This is a genomic window from Variovorax sp. GW821-FHT10D07 (assembly GCF_059415325.1).
Genome location: NZ_JBWKMZ010000001.1, coordinates 507,205 through 524,170, shown reverse-complemented (window position 1 = coordinate 524,170; position 16,966 = coordinate 507,205). Strand labels below are relative to the sequence as shown.

General features: G+C 70.3%; 15 protein-coding genes and 1 pseudogene. 15 read left to right on the top strand and 1 reads right to left on the bottom strand.

Translation table 11 applies throughout. The features are described from left to right. Positions 1-150 precede the first annotated feature (150 nt). The 15 genes and pseudogenes from AC07PU_RS02460 to AC07PU_RS02390 all read left to right on the top strand — a co-directional run bounded on the left by AC07PU_RS02460 (position 151) and on the right by AC07PU_RS02390 (position 15,954). Positions 151-1,026: a fumarylacetoacetate hydrolase family protein gene (locus AC07PU_RS02460; protein ID WP_093352675.1), complete on the top strand. Its 876-nt coding sequence runs from the start codon at positions 151-153 to the stop codon at positions 1,024-1,026. Beyond that, positions 1,023-1,820 (top strand): alpha/beta fold hydrolase, encoded by a 798-nt coding sequence (locus tag AC07PU_RS02455; protein WP_495314936.1) that lies wholly within the window; start codon positions 1,023-1,025, stop codon positions 1,818-1,820. Before AC07PU_RS02460 ends, AC07PU_RS02455 begins: the two co-directional genes overlap by 4 nt. A gap of 2 nt (positions 1,821-1,822) precedes the next feature. Continuing rightward, entirely contained in the window at positions 1,823-3,130 is a 1,308-nt protein-coding gene (locus AC07PU_RS02450) for a metal-dependent hydrolase family protein (protein WP_495314934.1), read from the top strand. A 28-nt stretch (positions 3,131-3,158) separates the two neighbouring features. Further along, the gene (locus AC07PU_RS02445) at positions 3,159-4,454 is read left to right on the top strand and encodes a metal-dependent hydrolase family protein (protein ID WP_208512425.1); all 1,296 of its coding nucleotides are present in this window, start codon (positions 3,159-3,161) and stop codon (positions 4,452-4,454) included. Then, on the top strand, positions 4,451-5,401 hold the full coding sequence (locus tag AC07PU_RS02440) for a branched-chain amino acid ABC transporter permease (protein ID WP_208512424.1): 951 nt from the start codon (positions 4,451-4,453) through the stop codon (positions 5,399-5,401). The genes AC07PU_RS02445 and AC07PU_RS02440 overlap by 4 nt, the downstream gene beginning before the upstream one ends. Then, positions 5,398-6,555: a branched-chain amino acid ABC transporter permease gene (locus AC07PU_RS02435; protein WP_495314931.1), complete on the top strand. Its 1,158-nt coding sequence runs from the start codon at positions 5,398-5,400 to the stop codon at positions 6,553-6,555. The genes AC07PU_RS02440 and AC07PU_RS02435 overlap by 4 nt, the downstream gene beginning before the upstream one ends. Positions 6,556-6,568: 13 nt before the next feature. Continuing rightward, the gene (locus AC07PU_RS02430; protein ID WP_208512422.1) at positions 6,569-7,831 is read left to right on the top strand and encodes an ABC transporter substrate-binding protein; all 1,263 of its coding nucleotides are present in this window, start codon (positions 6,569-6,571) and stop codon (positions 7,829-7,831) included. Between the two features lie 156 nt (positions 7,832-7,987). Then, positions 7,988-8,809, top strand: coding sequence for an ABC transporter ATP-binding protein (locus AC07PU_RS02425; protein WP_203207019.1), 822 nt, complete (start codon positions 7,988-7,990; stop codon positions 8,807-8,809). Then, positions 8,809-9,306, top strand: a pseudogene (locus AC07PU_RS02420) (ABC transporter ATP-binding protein); the annotation flags it as partial. The gene AC07PU_RS02425 and the pseudogene AC07PU_RS02420, both read left to right, overlap by 1 nt. A 537-nt stretch (positions 9,307-9,843) precedes the next feature. After that, positions 9,844-11,061, top strand: coding sequence for a Tm-1-like ATP-binding domain-containing protein (locus AC07PU_RS02415; RefSeq protein WP_493206048.1), 1,218 nt, complete (start codon positions 9,844-9,846; stop codon positions 11,059-11,061). Positions 11,062-11,092: 31 nt separating this feature from the next. Next, positions 11,093-11,923: a phosphoenolpyruvate hydrolase family protein gene (locus AC07PU_RS02410; RefSeq protein ID WP_208512419.1), complete on the top strand. Its 831-nt coding sequence runs from the start codon at positions 11,093-11,095 to the stop codon at positions 11,921-11,923. Between the two features lie 17 nt (positions 11,924-11,940). Then, positions 11,941-13,629: a flotillin family protein gene (locus AC07PU_RS02405; RefSeq protein WP_495314928.1), complete on the top strand. Its 1,689-nt coding sequence runs from the start codon at positions 11,941-11,943 to the stop codon at positions 13,627-13,629. 3 nt (positions 13,630-13,632) lie between these two features. Beyond that, a complete protein-coding gene (locus tag AC07PU_RS02400) occupies positions 13,633-14,073 on the top strand; it encodes an SRPBCC family protein (RefSeq protein WP_203207015.1) in 441 nt (146 codons plus the stop codon). Next, positions 14,073-15,545: an SRPBCC family protein gene (locus tag AC07PU_RS02395; RefSeq protein ID WP_495314925.1), complete on the top strand. Its 1,473-nt coding sequence runs from the start codon at positions 14,073-14,075 to the stop codon at positions 15,543-15,545. Before AC07PU_RS02400 ends, AC07PU_RS02395 begins: the two co-directional genes overlap by 1 nt. A gap of 31 nt (positions 15,546-15,576) precedes the next feature. After that, positions 15,577-15,954, top strand: coding sequence for a VOC family protein (locus tag AC07PU_RS02390; RefSeq protein WP_431514265.1), 378 nt, complete (start codon positions 15,577-15,579; stop codon positions 15,952-15,954). A 4-nt stretch (positions 15,955-15,958) separates the two neighbouring features. Here the strand turns inward: AC07PU_RS02390 and AC07PU_RS02385 are convergent, their stop codons facing one another. Further along, positions 15,959-16,933, bottom strand: a complete 975-nt coding sequence (locus AC07PU_RS02385) for a hypothetical protein (RefSeq protein ID WP_495314922.1) — start codon at positions 16,931-16,933, stop codon at positions 15,959-15,961. Between the last annotated feature and the right edge of the window lie 33 nt (positions 16,934-16,966).

The window sequence follows — 16,966 nt, the reverse complement described above, 5'->3', positions numbered from 1 at the left end:
AGTCGTCTTGTGGAGATGGTGACACGGCTCGTATGATCCGCGCACCCAGATTTGAGACGCAAGTCTCAAAAATCCCTAGATGACTTCCGGAGCCACCGAGGCGATCGGCGCACAGCGCGACGACCTCGGGGCCATATGGAGACAAAGTCGATGCGCTTCGCAAGCTGGAGTTGGGGTGGCCGCAACCATGCGGGCACGATCTCGGCCGACGGCCGGGAAGCCACGCCATTGGCGGTGGGCGACGCCTCGCGCGGCGTGCTGCCGCTGATCGAGGCGCTGGCACGCAACGAGCCGCTGCCGCAGCCCTCGGGCACGCGGCTGCCGGTCGAGGTGATCACCTTGCGCGCCCCGCTGCCGCGCCCGCTGCGCGGCCTGTTCTGCGTCGGGCGCAACTACCGCGCGCATGCGGCCGAACTCGCGGGCTCGGTGTTCCGCAGCAGCATGCCCGAGAGCGATCCGTGGCCGATCGTGTTCGGCAAGCTCGGCGAATGCGTGATCGGCCCGCACGATCCGGTGCGGCTGCCGCGGTCCTCGGTGTCGGTGCAGATCGACTACGAATCCGAACTCGCGGTGATCATCGGCCGCGGCGGGCGCGACATCCCGCGCTCGCAGGCGATGGAGCACGTGTTCGGCTACACCATCGTCAACGATGTCACGGCGCGCGACGTGCAGATGCGCCACCAGCAGTGGGACCTCGGCAAGAGCTTCGACACCTTCTGCCCGATGGGCCCGTGGATCGTGACCGCCGACGAGATGGATGGCCGCGCCACGCGCGTGCGCGGCTGGGTCAACGGCGCGCTGCGCCAGGACGGCCTGACGCGCGACATGATCTTCGACATCCCGACGCTGATCGAGACCTGCTCGCGCGGCATCACGCTGCATCCGGGCGACGTGATCGCCACCGGCACGCCCTCGGGCGTGGGCATGGGGCTGAACCCGCCGCAATGGCTGGGACGGGGCGACACGGTGCGCATCGAGATCGACGGCATCGGCGTCATCGAGAACCGCTTCGAGGCGCTGGCATGAGCTTCCAGCTCATCGACCGCATCGCGGTGGAGGACGAGGGCGAAGGCCCGGTGGTCGTCTGCGTGCATGGCCTGGGCGGCAGCTCGAACACCTACACGCCGCTGATGCCCGCGCTGGCGCGCCATCGCGTGGTGCGCATCGACCTGCCCGGCAGCGGCCGCTCGCAGCGCGCCGAAGGACCGCTCACGATCGAGCGCTACGTCGAGACCGTGCTCTCGGTCTGCGAGCGCCTGGGCATCCAGCGCGCGCACTGGATCGGCCATTCGATGGGCACCATCGTCTGCCAGCACATCGCCGCGGCGCATCCCAGGTGCGTGGCGAGCCTCGCGCTGTTCGGCCCGCTGATCGCGCCGCCCGACGCGGCGCGCACCGCGATGAAGGCCCGCGCCGACAAGGCGCGCGGCGGCGCGGCGGGCATGCACGAGATCACGCAGGCGCTGCTGCAGGGCGCGATCTCGGCCGACACGCGCCAGCGGCTGCCGGTGGCGGTGGCCTTCGTGCGCGAGAGCCTGATGCGGCAGGAAGGCGAAGCCTATGCGCGCAGCTGCGAGGCCCTGGCCGGCGCGCAGCCCGCGGCGGTGGAGAACATCGAGGCCGCGGTGCTGCTGGTGACCGGCGACGAGGACGGCGTGGCGCCGCCGCAGGCCGTGCGCGCCATGGCCGACCGGCTGCACCGCGCCGCGAGCAAGCGCGTGGTGGTGCTGCCGAAGTGCGGCCATTGGACACCCGTCGAGCGCCCCGACGAGTGCCAGCGCGAGTTGCGCGAATTCCTGGCGGCGCAGGCGAGGAGCTGACCGTGGCCGACGTGCTGTTCACCAACGTCCGCATCTTCGATGGCGGCGGCGAGGCGCCCTTCACCGGCGACGTGCTGGTGCAGGGCAACCGCATCGCGCGCGTCCTGAAGACCTCGCACGGCGCGCGCTCCGCGCCCGTGCACGGCGCCCAGGTCATCGACGGCGCGGGCGCCTTCCTGATGCCCGGCATGGTCGAGGCCCACACGCATTTCTCGTGGAACGACCAGCCCAGCCTCGACGCGATCCAGCGCATGCCGCCCGAGGAGCACATCCTGTGGTGCGCCGAGGTCGCGAAGCGCTACCTCGACATGGGCTGGACCAGTTGCGTGGGCGCCGCCACCGCCAAGCCGCGGCTCGACGTGGTGATCCGCAACGCCATCAACGACGGCACCATCGTCGGCCCGCGCTACCTGGCCGCGAGCCAGGAGATCACCGTGCCCGGCGGGCTCGGCGACACCACGCAGCCGCACCTGCCGCAGCCCGAGTTCGCCTTCGGCGCGGTGGTCAGCGGCGCCGAGGAGATGCGCCGCTGCGTGCGCATGTTCGCCAAGTACGGCGTCGATTCGCTCAAGATCAATCTCTCGGGCGAGTCGATCACCGGCATGCCCAGCGAGATGAGCCAGTTCACCGAGGAGGAGATCCGCGTCTGCGTGGAGGAGGCCAAGGCCTGGGGCAAGCGCGTGGCCGCGCATGCGCGCTCGACCTGGTCGATCAAGCAGTGCGTGAAACACGGCATCGAGGTGATCTACCACGCGAGCTTCACCGACAACGAGACGCTCGATCTGCTCGAGGCGCACAAGATGGAGCACTTCATCGCGCCCGGCCTCGCGTGGCTGATCAACACCTGCCACCACGCGAGCCAGTGGGGCCTGACGAAGGAAGTCACCACGAAGATGGGCTACCACCGCGAGCTCGATGCCGCGGTGGAGAGCATGCGCGCGATGCGCAAGCGCGGCATCCGCATCCTGCCCGGCGGCGACTACGGCTTCGCCTGGACACCGCACGGCACCAATGCCAAGGACCTCGAGTACTTCGTGAAGTACGTGGGCATGAGCCCGATGGAGGCGCTGCTGTCGGCCACCGCCTGGGGCGGTCCGATGATGCGCATGGGCAAGGTGCTGGGCTACATCCGCGAGGGCTACCTGGCCGACATCCTGCTCGTCGACGGCGATCCGCTGGCCGACATCACGGTGCTGCAGGACAAGTCGCGCATCCTGGCCGTCATGAAGGACGGCGAGTTCCACCGCGCCCCACCGCTGCGCCAGGCGCAGGGCCTGCGCGTCGCCCCTCCCACCCGCTGGGCCGCCTAGGCCTTCCGAACCCCGACCGGAGCACCGCATGGCCGACGTCGTCTTCACCAACGTGCGCATCCTCGACGGCACGGGGCAGAACCCCTACAGCGGCAGCGTGCTGGTGCGCGGCAACCGCATCCGCCAGGTCGGCCGCAGCACCGCGCCGATCGCGCCCGGCGGCGCCACCGTGATCGACGGCGCGGGCGCCACCCTGATGCCCGGCATGTGCGAGGCCCACACGCACTTCTCGTGGAACGACGCCGCCACGCTCGCGGCGATCCAGACCCTACCGCTCGAGGAGCACGTGCTGTGGTGCGCCAAGGTCGCGAAGCGCTACCTCGAGGCCGGCTTCACTTCCTGCGTGGGCGCGGCCTGCGCCAAGCCGCGGCTCGACGTGGTGATCCGCAACGCGATCAACGCGGGCCAGATACCGGGCCCGCGCTACCTCGCGGCGAGCCAGGAGATCACGGTGCTCGGCGGCCTGGGCGACGAGACGCTGCCGCACCTGCCCTTTCCCGAGTTCAGCTTCGGCGTGAACATCTCGGGCGCCGACGAGATGCGCAAGGCGGTGCGCCTGTTCCTCAAGTACGGCGTCGACTCGATCAAGCTCAACCTCTCGGGCGACAACTTCACGCCGCAGTCGCCCTCGGAAACCACCTGGATGCTCGACGAGGAGGTGGCCGCGGCGATGCGCGAGGTCAAGATCCGCGGCAAGCGCGGCGTGGCGCATGCGCGCTCGTCGGAGAGCGTGAAGCAGGCGCTGCGCCACGGCATCGACCTGATCTACCACGCGAGCTTCGTCGACGAGGAGGCGCTCGACATGCTCGAGGCCGCGAAGGACCGCGTCTTCGTCGCGCCCGGCATCGCCATCCTCTACGCCATGCTGCACGAGGCCGAGCCCTATGGCGTGACCTACCAGATGGCGGCCGACATGGGCTACCAGATCGAATGGGACGCGGCCTGCGTCTCGCTCGCCAAGATGCACAAGCGCGGCATCCGCGTGCTGCCCGGCGGCGACTACGGCTTCGCCTTCACGCCGCACACGCAGAACGCGCGCGACCTCGAGTTCTTCGTCAAGTACCTGGGCTTCACGCCGATGGAGGCGATCCGCTCGACCACGCTGTACGGCGGCCAGATCATGATGCGGCCCGACGAGCTCGGCCTCGTCAAGGAGGGCTACCTCGCCGACCTGATGCTGGTCGACGGCGATCCGCTGGCCAACCTCTCGATCCTGCGCGATGCCAAGCGCATCCTGGCCGTGATGAAGGACGGCGAGTTCGCCAAGGCACCGGCGATCGCCTCCGAGCGCGGCTGGGACCGGGGCTGGGAGCGCGCGGCATGACGCGCGCCGCACTCACGCGCTGGGCCCTGTGGCTGGTGCTCGGCGTGCCGATCGCGGTGTTCGCGGTCTGGGCCGTGGCCGACAACGCCTCGCTGTTCTTCAAGACCCTGCTCAACGGCCTCACGCTGGCCTCGCTCTACTTCCTCGTGGCCAGCGGCTTCACGCTGGTGTTCGGGCTGATGCGCAACGTGAACCTCGCGCACGGCTCGCTCTACCTGTTCGGCGCCTACGTGGGCTGGTTCGTCGGCGAGCACACCGGCTCCTGGGTGCTCGCGGTGATGGCGGGTTTCCTCGCGGCCGCGGTGCTGGGCCTGCTGATGCAGCTGCTGGTGTTCCGCCACATGCAGGGTCAGGACCTGCGCCAGACGCTGGTGACCATCGGCCTGTCGATCGTGTTCGCCGACCTGATGCTGTGGATCTGGGGCGCCGAGATCTACACCTTCGATCCGCCCTCGTGGATCTACGGCTCGACCACGCTGCCGCTGGTCGAGAAGTTCCCGACCTACCGGCTGGTGGTGCTGCTGGCCTCGGTGCTGATCGGCGTGGGCCTGTGGCTGCTGCTGGCGCGCACGCGCATCGGCATGATGATCCGCGCCGGCGTCGACGACCGCGGCATGCTGGCCGCCTCGGGCGTCAACGTGCAGCTGGTGTTCGCGCTGACCTTCGCGATCGGCGCCGGCCTCGCGGGCCTGGCCGGCGTGGTCGGCGGCACTGCCCTGTCGATCTCGCCGGGCGAGGACACGCGCTACCTGCTGGCCTCGCTGGTGGTGGTGATCGTCGGCGGCATGGGCAGCGTGGTCGGTGCCGCCATCGGCGCGCTGCTGATCGGGCTGGCCGAGCAGTTCGGGCTGGCCTATGCGCCGACCTACAGCGTGGTCTTCACCTTCGTGATCATGGTGGTGGCGCTGGCCTTCAAGCCGCGCGGGCTGATGGGGAAAGCCGCATGAGCGCGGCACAGTGGCGCCGTGCCATGAAGTCGGGCGGTGCGATGCCCGCGCAGGAGGCGCGCGTCACCGCGTTGCCGCGCGCGGTCGCATCGCCATCGCAACCCGCCGAGCCGCCGCCGGCCCACGGCGAGCTGCCGCGCTGGCTGGGCAGGCTGCTGCGCCCCGTGCGCTGGCGCCATGTGCTGGTCGCGCTGCTGGTGCTGGTCTATCCCTTCGTCGCCTCGCCCTTCTTCACCTTCCAGATCGGCGCCCAGTCGCTCGCGCTCGGCCTGATCGCGCTGTCGCTGACCTTCCTCGGCGGCTACGGCGGCATGGTCTCGCTCGCGCAGATGACGGTGGCGGGCTTCGCGGCCTACGTGGTCGCGATCGTCGGCAGCAGCAGCAACACGGCGATCAGCCTGGGCTGGCCCTGGTGGCTCGCGGTGCTGGTGGCACTGGCGCTGGCCACGCTGTTCTCGGCCGCGGTGGGCTGGCTCTCGGTGCGCACCGAGGGCATCTACACCATCATGATCACGCTGGCCGTGGGCGTGGCCTTCTTCTACCTCGCGCAGCAGAACTACACGCTGTTCAACGGCTTCCAGGGCTTCAGCAAGCTGGCCGCGCCCACCGTCTTCGGGCTCGACCTGCGCGAGCCCGTGCCCTTCTACCTGCTCACGCTGGGCTGCTCGGTGGCGGGCTACTTCTTCATCAAGCACCTGATCCGCGCGCCTTTCGGCGTGGCGCTGCAGGGCATCCGCGACAACCCGCGCCGCATGCAGGCGCTGGGCTTCGACGTCACGGCGCACCGGGTCGCGGCCTATGCGGTCTCGGGCTTCCTGGCCGCGGTCGGCGGCGTGCTGCTGGTCTGGTACAACGGCCGCATCTCGCCCGGCACGCTCGGTATCGGCGCGATGATCAACATCCTCATCATCGCCGTGCTCGGCGGCATGAAGCACCCCATCGGTGCCTTCATCGGCGCGATCGTCTTCGTGCTGCTGCAGAACTTCGCCATCGACCTGGTCGACCGCGAACGCTTCAATCTCGTGATCGGCGGGGTCTTCCTCGCGATCGTCCTCTTTTCCCCCGACGGACTGCTGGGCCTGTGGCATCGCTTGCGCACGCGCCTGGGCGCACCTTTCCCCACCCGTGGCTCAGGCCGCATTCACCAGCGATAAGAAGGAGCGAGACATGAAGAGAGTCGAGAACGTGTTCGGACGCAGCATCGTCGCCGCCGCGGCATTGTTTGCGATGGCCGGGGCCGCCGGCCTCGCGCAGGCGCAGGAAACCCTCAAGATCGGCCTGCTGGCCTCGCTCGAGGGACCGTTCGCGGCGCCGGGCCAGGACGGCATGCGCGGCGCCGACCTCGCGCTGAAGGAGAAGAAGGGCATGGCCGGCGGCAAGAAGATCGAGTTCGTGAAGGTCTCGTCGGACGCCACGCCCGACAAGGCCGTGAACTCGACGCGCAAGGCGGTCGAGCAGGACAAGGTGCAGATCATGATCGGCCCGCTGTCGGGCGACGAGGGCATCGCGGTCAAGAACTACGCGAAGACGCAGCCCAACGTCACCTTCATCAACGGCTCGGCCGGCGCGCAGGCCGCGACGCTGCAGGACCCGGCGCCCAACTTCTACCGCTTCAACACCGAGGGCGCGCAGTGGATGGTGGGCCTGGGCGAGCATGCGCTGTCCAAGGGCTACAAGCGCACCTTCCTGATCGCCGAGGACTACGGCTTCCCCTACTCGCAGGTGCAGGGCTTCATGGCCAGCTACTGCGCCAAGGGCGGCAAGGTGGTCGACAAGGCCTGGGTGCCGCTGGGCACCAAGGACTACGCCTCGGTGATCGCCAAGATCCCGAAGAACGTCGATGCGCTGGTGGTGGTGCTCGGCGGCTCCGACGCGGTGAACTTCCTGACCCAGTACGAACAGGCCGGCGGCGACAAGCCGATGATCGGCGGCTCGATCACGGTCGACCAGACGGTGCTGAACTTCAAGGGCAAGCGCCGCGAATCGCTGCTGGGCACGGCCTCGGCCGGCCCGATGGCCGACTCGATCGACACGCCCGAGTGGAAGAAGTTCGTGGCCGACTACAAGGCCAGCTTCAAGGACGGCTTCCCGAGCCCCTCGCTGTTCGCCTACCTCTACTACATCAACACCAAGGCCACGCTCGATGCGCTCGACGCGGTCAAGGGCGACCTGTCGAACAACCAGAAGGCCTACCGCGAGGCACTGCAGAAGACCAACTTCAAGGGCCCGGCCGGCGACGTGAAGATCGATGCCAACCGCAACGGCGTGGGCACGACCTACATCACCGAGGTGAGCAAGGCGCCCGACGGCTCGTTCTACAACAAGGTCGTGAAGTCGGTGCCGAACATCTCGCAGACGCTGGGGCTGTCGGAGGCCGAATTCAAGAAGATGGGGATGGGCACGCGCGACGTGCCGGACTGCCGCACGTGATCCACGCGTGCGCTCTGTCTCCCTCCCCCGCTGGGGGAGGGTCGGGGTGGGGGCCCGACGGCCCGCGCGACCGCGCGGCGTTCGTCGGGCACCGCCCCCATCCCGGCCTTCCCCCAGAGGGGGAAGGAGCAAGACATCGCCCCACACGGAACTGAGATGGCCACGATCACCACGCTGCGACCGCCCGCTTCGCGCGCGCCCCAACCCGCGCGCGGCGGGAGCACGCAGCTCCTGTCGGGCGACGCATTGCGCCTGGACGGCGTGACGCGCGCCTTCGGTGCGCTGCGCGCGGTCGACGGCGTCTCGCTCGCGGTCACGGCGGGCCAGAAGTACGCCATCCTCGGATCGAACGGCGCCGGCAAGACCACGCTGTTCAACGCCATCACGGGCGACTTCCCGCCGACCGCGGGACGCATCCATTTCTTCGGCGAGGACATCACCGACCTGCCGCCGCAGGACCGCATCCGCAAGGGCCTGCGGCGCACCTACCAGTCCTCGCTGCTGTTTCGCGACCTTTCGGTGCGCGACAACCTGTTCCTCGCGGTGCGCGGCGTGGCCAGCGGCCGCTTCAGCTTCCGCCGGCCCGGCGCCGGCCATGCCAGCACGCGCGCGACCGAGGACCTGCTCGAGCGCGCGCGCCTGTCGCACATCGCCGACGAGAAGGTGGCCAATCTCGCGCACGGCCAGCAGCGCCAGCTCGAGATCGGCATGGCGCTGGCCGGCGCGCCGCGGCTGATCCTGTTCGACGAGCCCGCGGCCGGCCTCTCGCCGGCCGAGCGGCGCGAGCTGGTGGCGCTTCTGACCTCGCTGCCCGCGCACATGAGCTTCGTGCTGATCGAGCACGACCTGGACATCGCGCTGCGCGTGGTCGACCGCGTGACGGTGATGCACAACGGCCGCGTGCTGCGCACCGGCAGCCCGGCCGAGATCGAAGGCGATGCGCAGGTGCAGGCGATCTACATGGGGAGCAAGCACTGATGGCCTGGTTCGGCGGCGGCGATCGCGACACGGCGGCCGGCCGGTCCACCGCGCTGGTGGTCGAGGGCCTCGACGTCTATTACGGCCGCGCCCATGCGCTGCAGGGCGTGAGCCTGTCGCTGGAGCGCGGCGTGCTCGGCATCGTCGGGCGCAACGGCATGGGCAAGACCACGCTGTGCAACGCGCTCACCGGCCTGGTGCCGGCGCGCGGCAGCGTGCGCTTCGGCGGCGAGGAGATCCTGGGCCTGGCGCCCAACGAGATCACGCGCCGCGGCATCGCCTACGTGCCGCAGGGCCGGCGCGTGTGGCCCTCGCTCTCGGTCGACGAGACGCTGCGGCTGGTGGCGAGCCGCCGGCGCGAGGTCGACCGCGTCTATGCGATGTTCCCGCGGCTGGCCGAGCGGCGCGGCAATGGCGGCGCCCAGCTCTCGGGCGGCGAGCAGCAGATGCTCGCGATCGGCCGCGCGCTGCTGTTGAACCCCAAGCTGCTGGTGATGGACGAGCCGACCGAGGGCCTGGCACCGGTCATCGTCGACCAGGTGGCGCAGGCGCTGCGCGATCTCGCGGCCGAGGGCCGCATCGCGGTGCTGCTGATCGAGCAGAACCTCGGCGTGGCGATCTCGGTGGCCGACCGCATCGGGCTGATGGTCAACGGCCGCATCGCGCGCGAGATGCCGGCGGCCGAGCTCGCGGCCGACCGCGAGCTGCAGGAGAAGCTTTTGGGCGTGCGCTCGGGCGGCCATGGCGACGAGGCCGAGGCGGAGCAGCCGGCACCGCGCATGACCGAGGACGACGGCCGCGACAACGCGCCGCGCGTCTACACCGTGCGCCGCGCCCATGGCGACGGGGCGCCCTCGCTCGACGATCTCGCGCCGGCCAGCGTGCGCGGCTTCACGCGCTGGAATGCCGGCGGCACGGCCGCGCCCGCGGCCGACATCCCGCGCCTGATCGCACCGCCCGAGCCCGCGCCCGAACCGGCGCAGCCCACGGCTGCATCGGGCCAGGTGTTCGACTTCCCGGTGGCCGCTAGCAGCGTGCGCGCGGCCTACGTGGCCGGCACCTTCGACACCAAGAGCCGCGAACTGTTCTTCCTGCGCCAGTGCATCGAGCGGCTGGGCCTGCGCGTGGTCACGGTCGACCTCTCGACCTCGGGCAAGCCCTCGACCGCGAGCGTGCATCCGCGCGAGGTGGCGCGCCACCATCCCAAGGGCGAGTCGGCGGTGTTCAGCGGCGACCGCGGCAGCGCCACTGCCGCCATGGGCCTGGCCTTCGAGGCCTTCCTGCGCACGCGGCGCGACCTCGGCGGCCTGATCTCGGCCGGCGGCTCGGGCGGCACCTCGATGGCGACGCAGGGCATGCGCGCGCTGCCGATCGGCGTGCCCAAGCTCATGGTCTCGACCATGGCCAGCGGCGACACACGGCCCTACGTGGGCCCGAGCGACATCTGCATGATGTATTCGGTCACCGACGTGCAGGGCATCAACCGCATCAGCGAGAGCGTGCTGTCGAACGCGGCCAATGCGCTGGCCGGCATGGTGGCGCATCCGGCTTCCGTGTCGGCCGTGACCCGACCCGCCATCGGCCTCACGATGTTCGGCGTGACCACGCCCTGCGTGCAGGCCGTGACGCGGCGGCTCGAGGACGACTGGGACTGCCTGGTGTTCCATGCCACCGGCGTGGGCGGCCAGTCGATGGAGAAGCTCGCGGACTCGGGCCTGCTCGCGGGCGCGATCGACGTGTCGACCACCGAGGTGGCCGACGAGATCGCGGGCGGCGTGCTGTCGGCCGGGCCCGACCGGCTCGACGTGTTCGCACGCCACGCCCTGCCCTACGTGGGCTCCTGCGGCGCGCTCGACATGGTGAACTTCGGCGCCTGGGACACCGTGCCCGAGCGCTTCCGGGCGCGCAATCTCTATCGCCACAACACGACGGTGACCTTGATGCGCACCACGGCCGACGAGTGCCGCGCCATCGGCGAGTTCATCGCGGCCAAGCTCAACGCGATGCGCGGGCCGGTGCGCTTCCTCATTCCCGAAGGCGGCGTCTCGGCGATCGACCGGCCGGGCCAGCCCTTCCATGACCCCGAGGCCGACCGCGCGCTGTTCGCGGCGCTCGAGGCCGGCTTCCGGCCGGGGCCGAACCGCCAGCTCAAGCGGCTGCCGCTGCACATCAACGACGAAGCCTTCGCCGATGCGCTGGTCGAGGCCTGGCGCGAGGTCTCGCGGGCCGCGCCCGGCGCGCGCCGGGCATGAGCCAAGAACAACCCAGGAGGAGCCCATCACCATGACCCGCATCTCACGCACCGCGCTGCTGGAGCGCTTCCGCGCCAAGATCGCCTCGGGCCGGCCGCTGATCGGCGGCGGCGCCGGCACCGGCCTGTCGGCCAAGTGCGAGGAAGCCGGCGGCATCGACCTGATCGTGATCTACAACTCGGGCCGCTACCGCATGGCCGGGCGCGGCTCGCTCGCGGGGCTGATGGCCTACGGCAATGCCAACGAGATCGTCTGCGAGATGGCGCGCGAGGTGCTGCCGGTGGTCAAGCACACACCGGTGCTCGCGGGCGTGAACGGCACCGACCCGTTCATGATCCCTGACGAGTTCCTGCACCGGCTGATCGCGCTCGGCTTCTCGGGCATCCAGAACTTCCCGACCGTGGGCCTGATCGACGGCACCTTCCGCGCCAACCTCGAGGAGACCGGCATGGGCTACGGCCTCGAGGTCGAGCTCGTGGCGCGAGCGCGTGCCCTCGACCTGCTGACCACGCCCTATGTGTTCAGCGAGGCCGATGCGCGCGCCATGGCCGGCGCGGGCGCCGACATCGTGGTGTGCCACCTGGGCCTGACCACGGGCGGCGCGATCGGCGCCGAGACGTCGCTGAAGCTCGACGACTGCGTGCCGCTGATCAACCGCTGGGCCGCGGCCGCGCAGGAAGTGAACCCCGGGGTGATCGTGCTCTTTCACGGCGGCCCGATCGCCACGCCGGAGGATGCGCAGTACGTGCTCGCGCGCTGCCCCGCCTGCGACGGCTTCTATGGCGCCAGCTCGATGGAGCGCCTGCCCGCGGAGGTGGCGCTGACCGAGACCACGCGCCGCTTCGTTCAGATCACGCGATAAACCAGGAGACGACATCCATGTCAGGTTCTCAATTCGGAAGTTTCATCCTCGGGCTGCTGGTGGTGGCGATCGCGGTCGCGATCGTCGTCCTGCTGCTGCACTGGCTCTACCTGCGCAGTTCCAAGGAACGCGCCTTCGTGCGCACCGGCCTCGGCGGCCAGAAGGTGGTGCTCGACGGCGGCGCCTTCGTGCTGCCGATCGTGCATGACGTGATCCCGGTCAACATGAACACGCTGCGGCTGGAGGTCAGCCGCGGGCGCGACAAGGCGCTGATCACCAAGGACCGCATGCGCGTGGACGTGATCGCCGAGTTCTACGTGCGCGTGGCCGCCAAGGCCGAGGCGGTGGCGGTGGCCGCGCAGACGCTGGGCCTGCGCACCATGGAGCCCGAGCAGCTCAAGGAACTGGTCGAGGGCAAGTTCGTCGACGCGCTGCGCACCGCCGCGGCCGAGATGACGATGGAGGAGCTGCACGAGAAGCGCGGTGCCTACGTCAAGCGGGTGCGCGAGGCGGTGGCCGAGGACCTGACCAACAACGGCCTCGAGCTCGAGGCCGCCTCGCTCACGCAGCTCGACCAGACCGGCATGGAGTTCTTCAATCCGAGCAATGCCTTCGACGCCGAGGGCCTGACGCGGCTGACCGAGCAGATCGAGCGCCGCAAGAAGCAGCGCAACGACGTCGAGCAGGACACGCTGATCGCGATCCGCAACAAGAACCTCGAGGCCGAGAAGCTGTCGCTCGAGATCGACCGCGAGAGCGAGCATGCGCGGCTGACGCAGCAGCGCGAGGTCGAGATGGCGCGCTCGCGCCAGCGCGCCGAGGTGGCGATCGAGCGTGCGCAGCGCGAGCAGCATGCCGAGAGCGCGCAGATCGCGGCGCGCCAGAGCATCGACGCCGCGCGCATCCGCTCCGAGCAGACCATCGAGGAGGAGCGCATCGGCAAGGAGCGCGCGATCCAGAGCGCCGAGCTCGAGCGCCGCACCTCGCTCGAGCTGGCCGAGCAGCAGCGCTCGATCGCCGTGGCGCGCGAGAGCAAGGCGCAGAGCGAGGCCCAGGCCGAAGCCGAGGCCGCGCGCGCCCAGGCCGTGACGGCCGAGGAGAAGGTGTTCACCGCACGCGAGGTCGAGAGCGCCGAGCGCAAGAAGACCATCGAGCTGATCGCGGCCGCGCTGGTCGCCGAGCGCGAGGCGCTGCGGCTGACCTCCGCGGCCCAGGCCGAGCATGACGCGAGCGCGCACCGCGGCGCCGCGCTGCGTGCCCAGGCCGAGGCCGATGCCGACGCCGAGAAGATCCGCGCCGATGCCACGCGCGTACGCGCCGAGATCGAGGCCGAGGCCGCGCGCTGGATGAACGAGGCGCACAACATGCTCACGCCCGAGGCGCGCATGTCGGCCCTGCGCATGCGGCTGGTGGAGAAGGCCGAGGGCATCATCCGCGAGTCGGTGCGGCCGATGGAGCGCATCGAGGGCATCAAGATTCTGCAGGTCGACGGCTTCGGCGGTTCGTCGGGCGGCGCGCGCAATGCCGAGGGTGGCGGCAACTTCGCCGACGGACTGGTCAATTCGGCGCTGCGCTTCCGTGCCCAGGCACCGCTGGTCGACCAGCTGCTGCGCGAGATCGGCATCGAGGGCGGGGACATCCAGAAGCTGGTCAACGAGAGCAGCGGCGCGCGTGCCGCGCTGGGCGCCGGCACGCCCAAGGAATAAGGCATGGTGAACGTCTACGTCTCGAGCGTGATCGACGCGAGCGCCGACAACGTGTGGGCGCGCGTGCGCGACTTCAACGGCCTGCCGCAGTGGCATCCGCTGATCGCCGACTGCCGGATCGAGAACAACCAGCCGGCCGACCGCGTGGGCTGCATCCGCCATTTCCACTTGCGCGACGGCGGCATGATCCGCGAACGGCTGCTCGCGCTCTCGGACTACGACTACAGCTGCAGCTACGAGATCCTCGAGAGCCCGATGGGCGTGAGCCACTACACGGCGACGCTCAAGCTCACGCCGGTGACCGATGGCGGGCGCTGCTTCGCCGAATGGAGCGCCGAGTTCGACTGCGAGGAGCACCGCGAGCGCGAGCTGGCCGACTCGATCGGCGAGGGTGTGTTCCAGGGCGGCTTCGATGCGCTGAAGCGGCACTTCGGAGGCCGCTGATGCTGCAGCGGGTCGTGCGCTCCACCGTCATCGACGCGCCGATCGAGCGCGTGTGGGCGGTGCTGCGCGACTTCAACAGCCACGCCGACTGGCACGAGGTGGTGGAGGCCAGCCGCATCGAGGGCGACGAGCGCGGCGACCAGGTGGGCTGCGTGCGCAGCTTCACGCTGCGCGACGGCAACCGCATCCGCGAGCAGCTGCTGAGCCTGTCGGACAGCGAACACAAAAGCACCTACTGCATCGTCGAGGCCACCCTGCCGCTGCAGCGCTACGTGGCCACCGTCACCCTGAAGCCCGTGACCGACGGCAACCGCACCTTCTGGCATTGGGAATCGACCTTCGCCACGCCGCCGGGCCGCGAGCGCGAACTGCGCGACACGGTGGCGCGCGGCGTGTACGAGGCGGGGTTCGAGAACCTGCGGCGCTACCTGGAGCGCGGGGCGCCCACGTCTTCCGCGGGCATCGCCGCATCGGCCGCGCTCGCGCTGCCGCGGCGCAGCGTGGGCCTCGAAGCCTATGGCGGCCCCGAGGTCCTGCGCCCGCGCGACGACGAAGCGCCGGCGCCCGCCGAGGGCGAGGTGCGCATCCGCCAGCGCGCGATCGGCGTGAACTTCCTCGACGTCTACCTGCGCCGCGGCTGGATGCCGTCGATGCTGCCGGTGTCGGAGGGCGCGCCGGGCGTGCCCGGCATGGAGGCGGCCGGCAGCGTGATCGATGTCGGCCCCGGCGTCAGCGGGCTCTTTCCCGGCGACCGCGTGGCCTACCTCGGGCCCGTGCCCGGCGCCTACCGAAGCGTGCGATCGGTGCCCGCGGACTGGGTGGTGCGGCTGCCCGCGGCCGTCGAGGACGACGAGGCCGCGGCGCTGCTGCTCAAGGGCCTCACGGCCGACTACCTGCTGCGCGACCTCGGCCGCGTGCAGCGCGGCACGCGCATCCTCGTGCATGCCGCGGCCGGCGGTGTCGGCCTGCTGCTCTGTTCCTGGGCACGCAGCCTCGGCGCGGTGGTGGTGGGCACCGTCTCGAGCGAGGAGAAGGCGCGCGTTGCGCGCGACCATGGCTGCGAGCACGTGATCGTCACGCGCGACTACCGCTTCGCCGATGCGGTGCAGCGCGCCTGCGGCGGCGTCGACGTGCTGGTCGACGGCCTCGGCGAGGCCGCGCGTGCCGAGAATCATGCGGCGCTCGCGCGCCGCGGCCACTGGATCAGCCTCGGCCAGGCCAGCGGCGCGCTGGCCGCGTTGCCGCCCGACCTGCTGATCGCCAAGTCGCTGAGCTTCTCGCGCCCCGTGGTGTTCGACTACGTCGCCACGCCCGCGCAACTGGCCGAGCGCGCGCAGCGCCTGTGGGATGCGCTGGCCAGCGGCGCCATCCGCAAGCCGCCGATCGAACGCTTCGCGCTCGATGCCGCGGCGCGCGCCCACGAACGCCTCGAATCGCGCGCCAGCATCGGCGCATTGGTTCTGCTGGCCTAGGGCCTGTTAACACTATGCAAGGAGAACGCCCGTGATCGTCGGCATGAACCACTTCACCGTCACCGCGGAAGACGAGCACCAGACGCTGGACTTCTACACCGGCCTGCTCGGCCTGCGCGTGGGCCACCGGCCCGACCTCGGCTTTCCGGGCGCCTGGCTCTACGGCAGCGGGCCGCAGGCCGTGCTGCACCTGTACTTCGGCCGCCCCGTGCCCGCGCAGCGCACCGGCGTGATCGACCACATGGCCTTCACGGCGCAGGACCTGCGCGCGGTGAAGGCGCGCTTCGACGCGGCGGGCGTGAAGTACGAACTGCGGCAGCAGGCGGGCGCGGGGACCTGGCAGCTGTTCTGCCACGATCCGAACGGGGCCAAGGTGGAGCTGGATTTCGATCCGGCGGAGACGCTCTAGGCGATCAGCACAGCAGGCCCTTGCAGCCGCGGGCGGTCATGAAGACCGTGTATGGCCGTCCCCCGGGATCGCTGAATACCCGATAGGGCTTGGCGCCGGTCTCGCCTTCCTGGTTGAACAGCGCGACCGCCTTCACGGCCGACTCGATCGCGGTCGGCGCCTCGAAGGACGAGGTGTCCACGATGCGGTAGCTGAAGGTGCTGCGCTGGGTTTCGTCCCGCACGAACAGATTCTTCGGATCCTTCGGCGAATAGAGCTCCATGGCGAACTTCGCGCCCTTGGCGCCCTGCGCGTTCAGCTGCTCCACGTTCTCGCGATGGCCGGCCTCCGGGCGCGTGGGCACCAGCTCGAAGACGCAGCGCGAGGTGGTGGGCACCTCCCGCGCCAGCACCACCTTGCCTTCGGTGTAGCTGGGCTCGACCATGCAATAGCCCTGCTGTCCCAGCTTGTTGAACGTGGTCAGAAGATTCGACGGGATGCCGTCCAGCCCGAGTGCGATGCCGGTATCGAGGAACTCGTAGGTCGTGGTGCTGTCGGTGGCCTTGCTTAGGATCGCGTTGAACTCCGTCTCGGTCAACTGGTCGCCCGTGATCCGATAGCCCTCGGCGCCCTGCGACTGCAGGCTGGCCAGGGTCCTGGCCTCGTTCATGGGCCGGATCCGATGCTCGTAGCCGGCCGCGTTGCCCTTCTTCTGATAGAGCGCCCTCTGCTCGCCCTTGACCAGGTCATGGATGCCGAAGGAGAGGTAGACCAGGAAGCCGCTCATCCGGGTGCTGTGCAGCTCCGCCAGCAAGGCCTTCGGATCGCTGATGTCCTGCGCGCCCAGTTGGTAGGTATAGGGCGTGATCGCCATCGGATCGGCCTCGGGCTCCGGCGCCGGTTCCGGCGGTGCGGCCGGCGGCGCCACGGCCGCGGGCGGCGCGATCATCGGAAACCCGCCACCACCACCCCCACCGCCGCCACAGGCGGTCAGCAGCATCGCCACTCCGAGCCAAGCCGGAGGAGCGCATCG

Excerpts from the sequence above, each read along its gene's own strand:
- AC07PU_RS02405 (WP_495314928.1), top strand. The coding sequence starts at position 11,941 with ATGTCAGGTTCTCAATTCGGAAGTTTCATCCTCGGGCTGCTGGTGGTG.
- AC07PU_RS02425 (WP_203207019.1), top strand. The coding sequence starts at position 7,988 with ATGGCCACGATCACCACGCTGCGACCGCCCGCTTCGCGCGCGCCCCAA.
- AC07PU_RS02430 (WP_208512422.1), top strand. The coding sequence starts at position 6,569 with ATGAAGAGAGTCGAGAACGTGTTCGGACGCAGCATCGTCGCCGCCGCG.
- AC07PU_RS02400 (WP_203207015.1), top strand. The coding sequence starts at position 13,633 with ATGGTGAACGTCTACGTCTCGAGCGTGATCGACGCGAGCGCCGACAAC.
- AC07PU_RS02410 (WP_208512419.1), top strand. The coding sequence starts at position 11,093 with ATGACCCGCATCTCACGCACCGCGCTGCTGGAGCGCTTCCGCGCCAAG.
- AC07PU_RS02385 (WP_495314922.1), bottom strand. The coding sequence starts at position 16,933 with ATGCTGCTGACCGCCTGTGGCGGCGGTGGGGGTGGTGGTGGCGGGTTT.
- AC07PU_RS02460 (WP_093352675.1), top strand. The coding sequence starts at position 151 with ATGCGCTTCGCAAGCTGGAGTTGGGGTGGCCGCAACCATGCGGGCACG.
- AC07PU_RS02445 (WP_208512425.1), top strand. The coding sequence starts at position 3,159 with ATGGCCGACGTCGTCTTCACCAACGTGCGCATCCTCGACGGCACGGGG.
- AC07PU_RS02395 (WP_495314925.1), top strand. The coding sequence starts at position 14,073 with ATGCTGCAGCGGGTCGTGCGCTCCACCGTCATCGACGCGCCGATCGAG.
- AC07PU_RS02455 (WP_495314936.1), top strand. The coding sequence starts at position 1,023 with ATGAGCTTCCAGCTCATCGACCGCATCGCGGTGGAGGACGAGGGCGAA.
- AC07PU_RS02435 (WP_495314931.1), top strand. The coding sequence starts at position 5,398 with ATGAGCGCGGCACAGTGGCGCCGTGCCATGAAGTCGGGCGGTGCGATG.
- AC07PU_RS02440 (WP_208512424.1), top strand. The coding sequence starts at position 4,451 with ATGACGCGCGCCGCACTCACGCGCTGGGCCCTGTGGCTGGTGCTCGGC.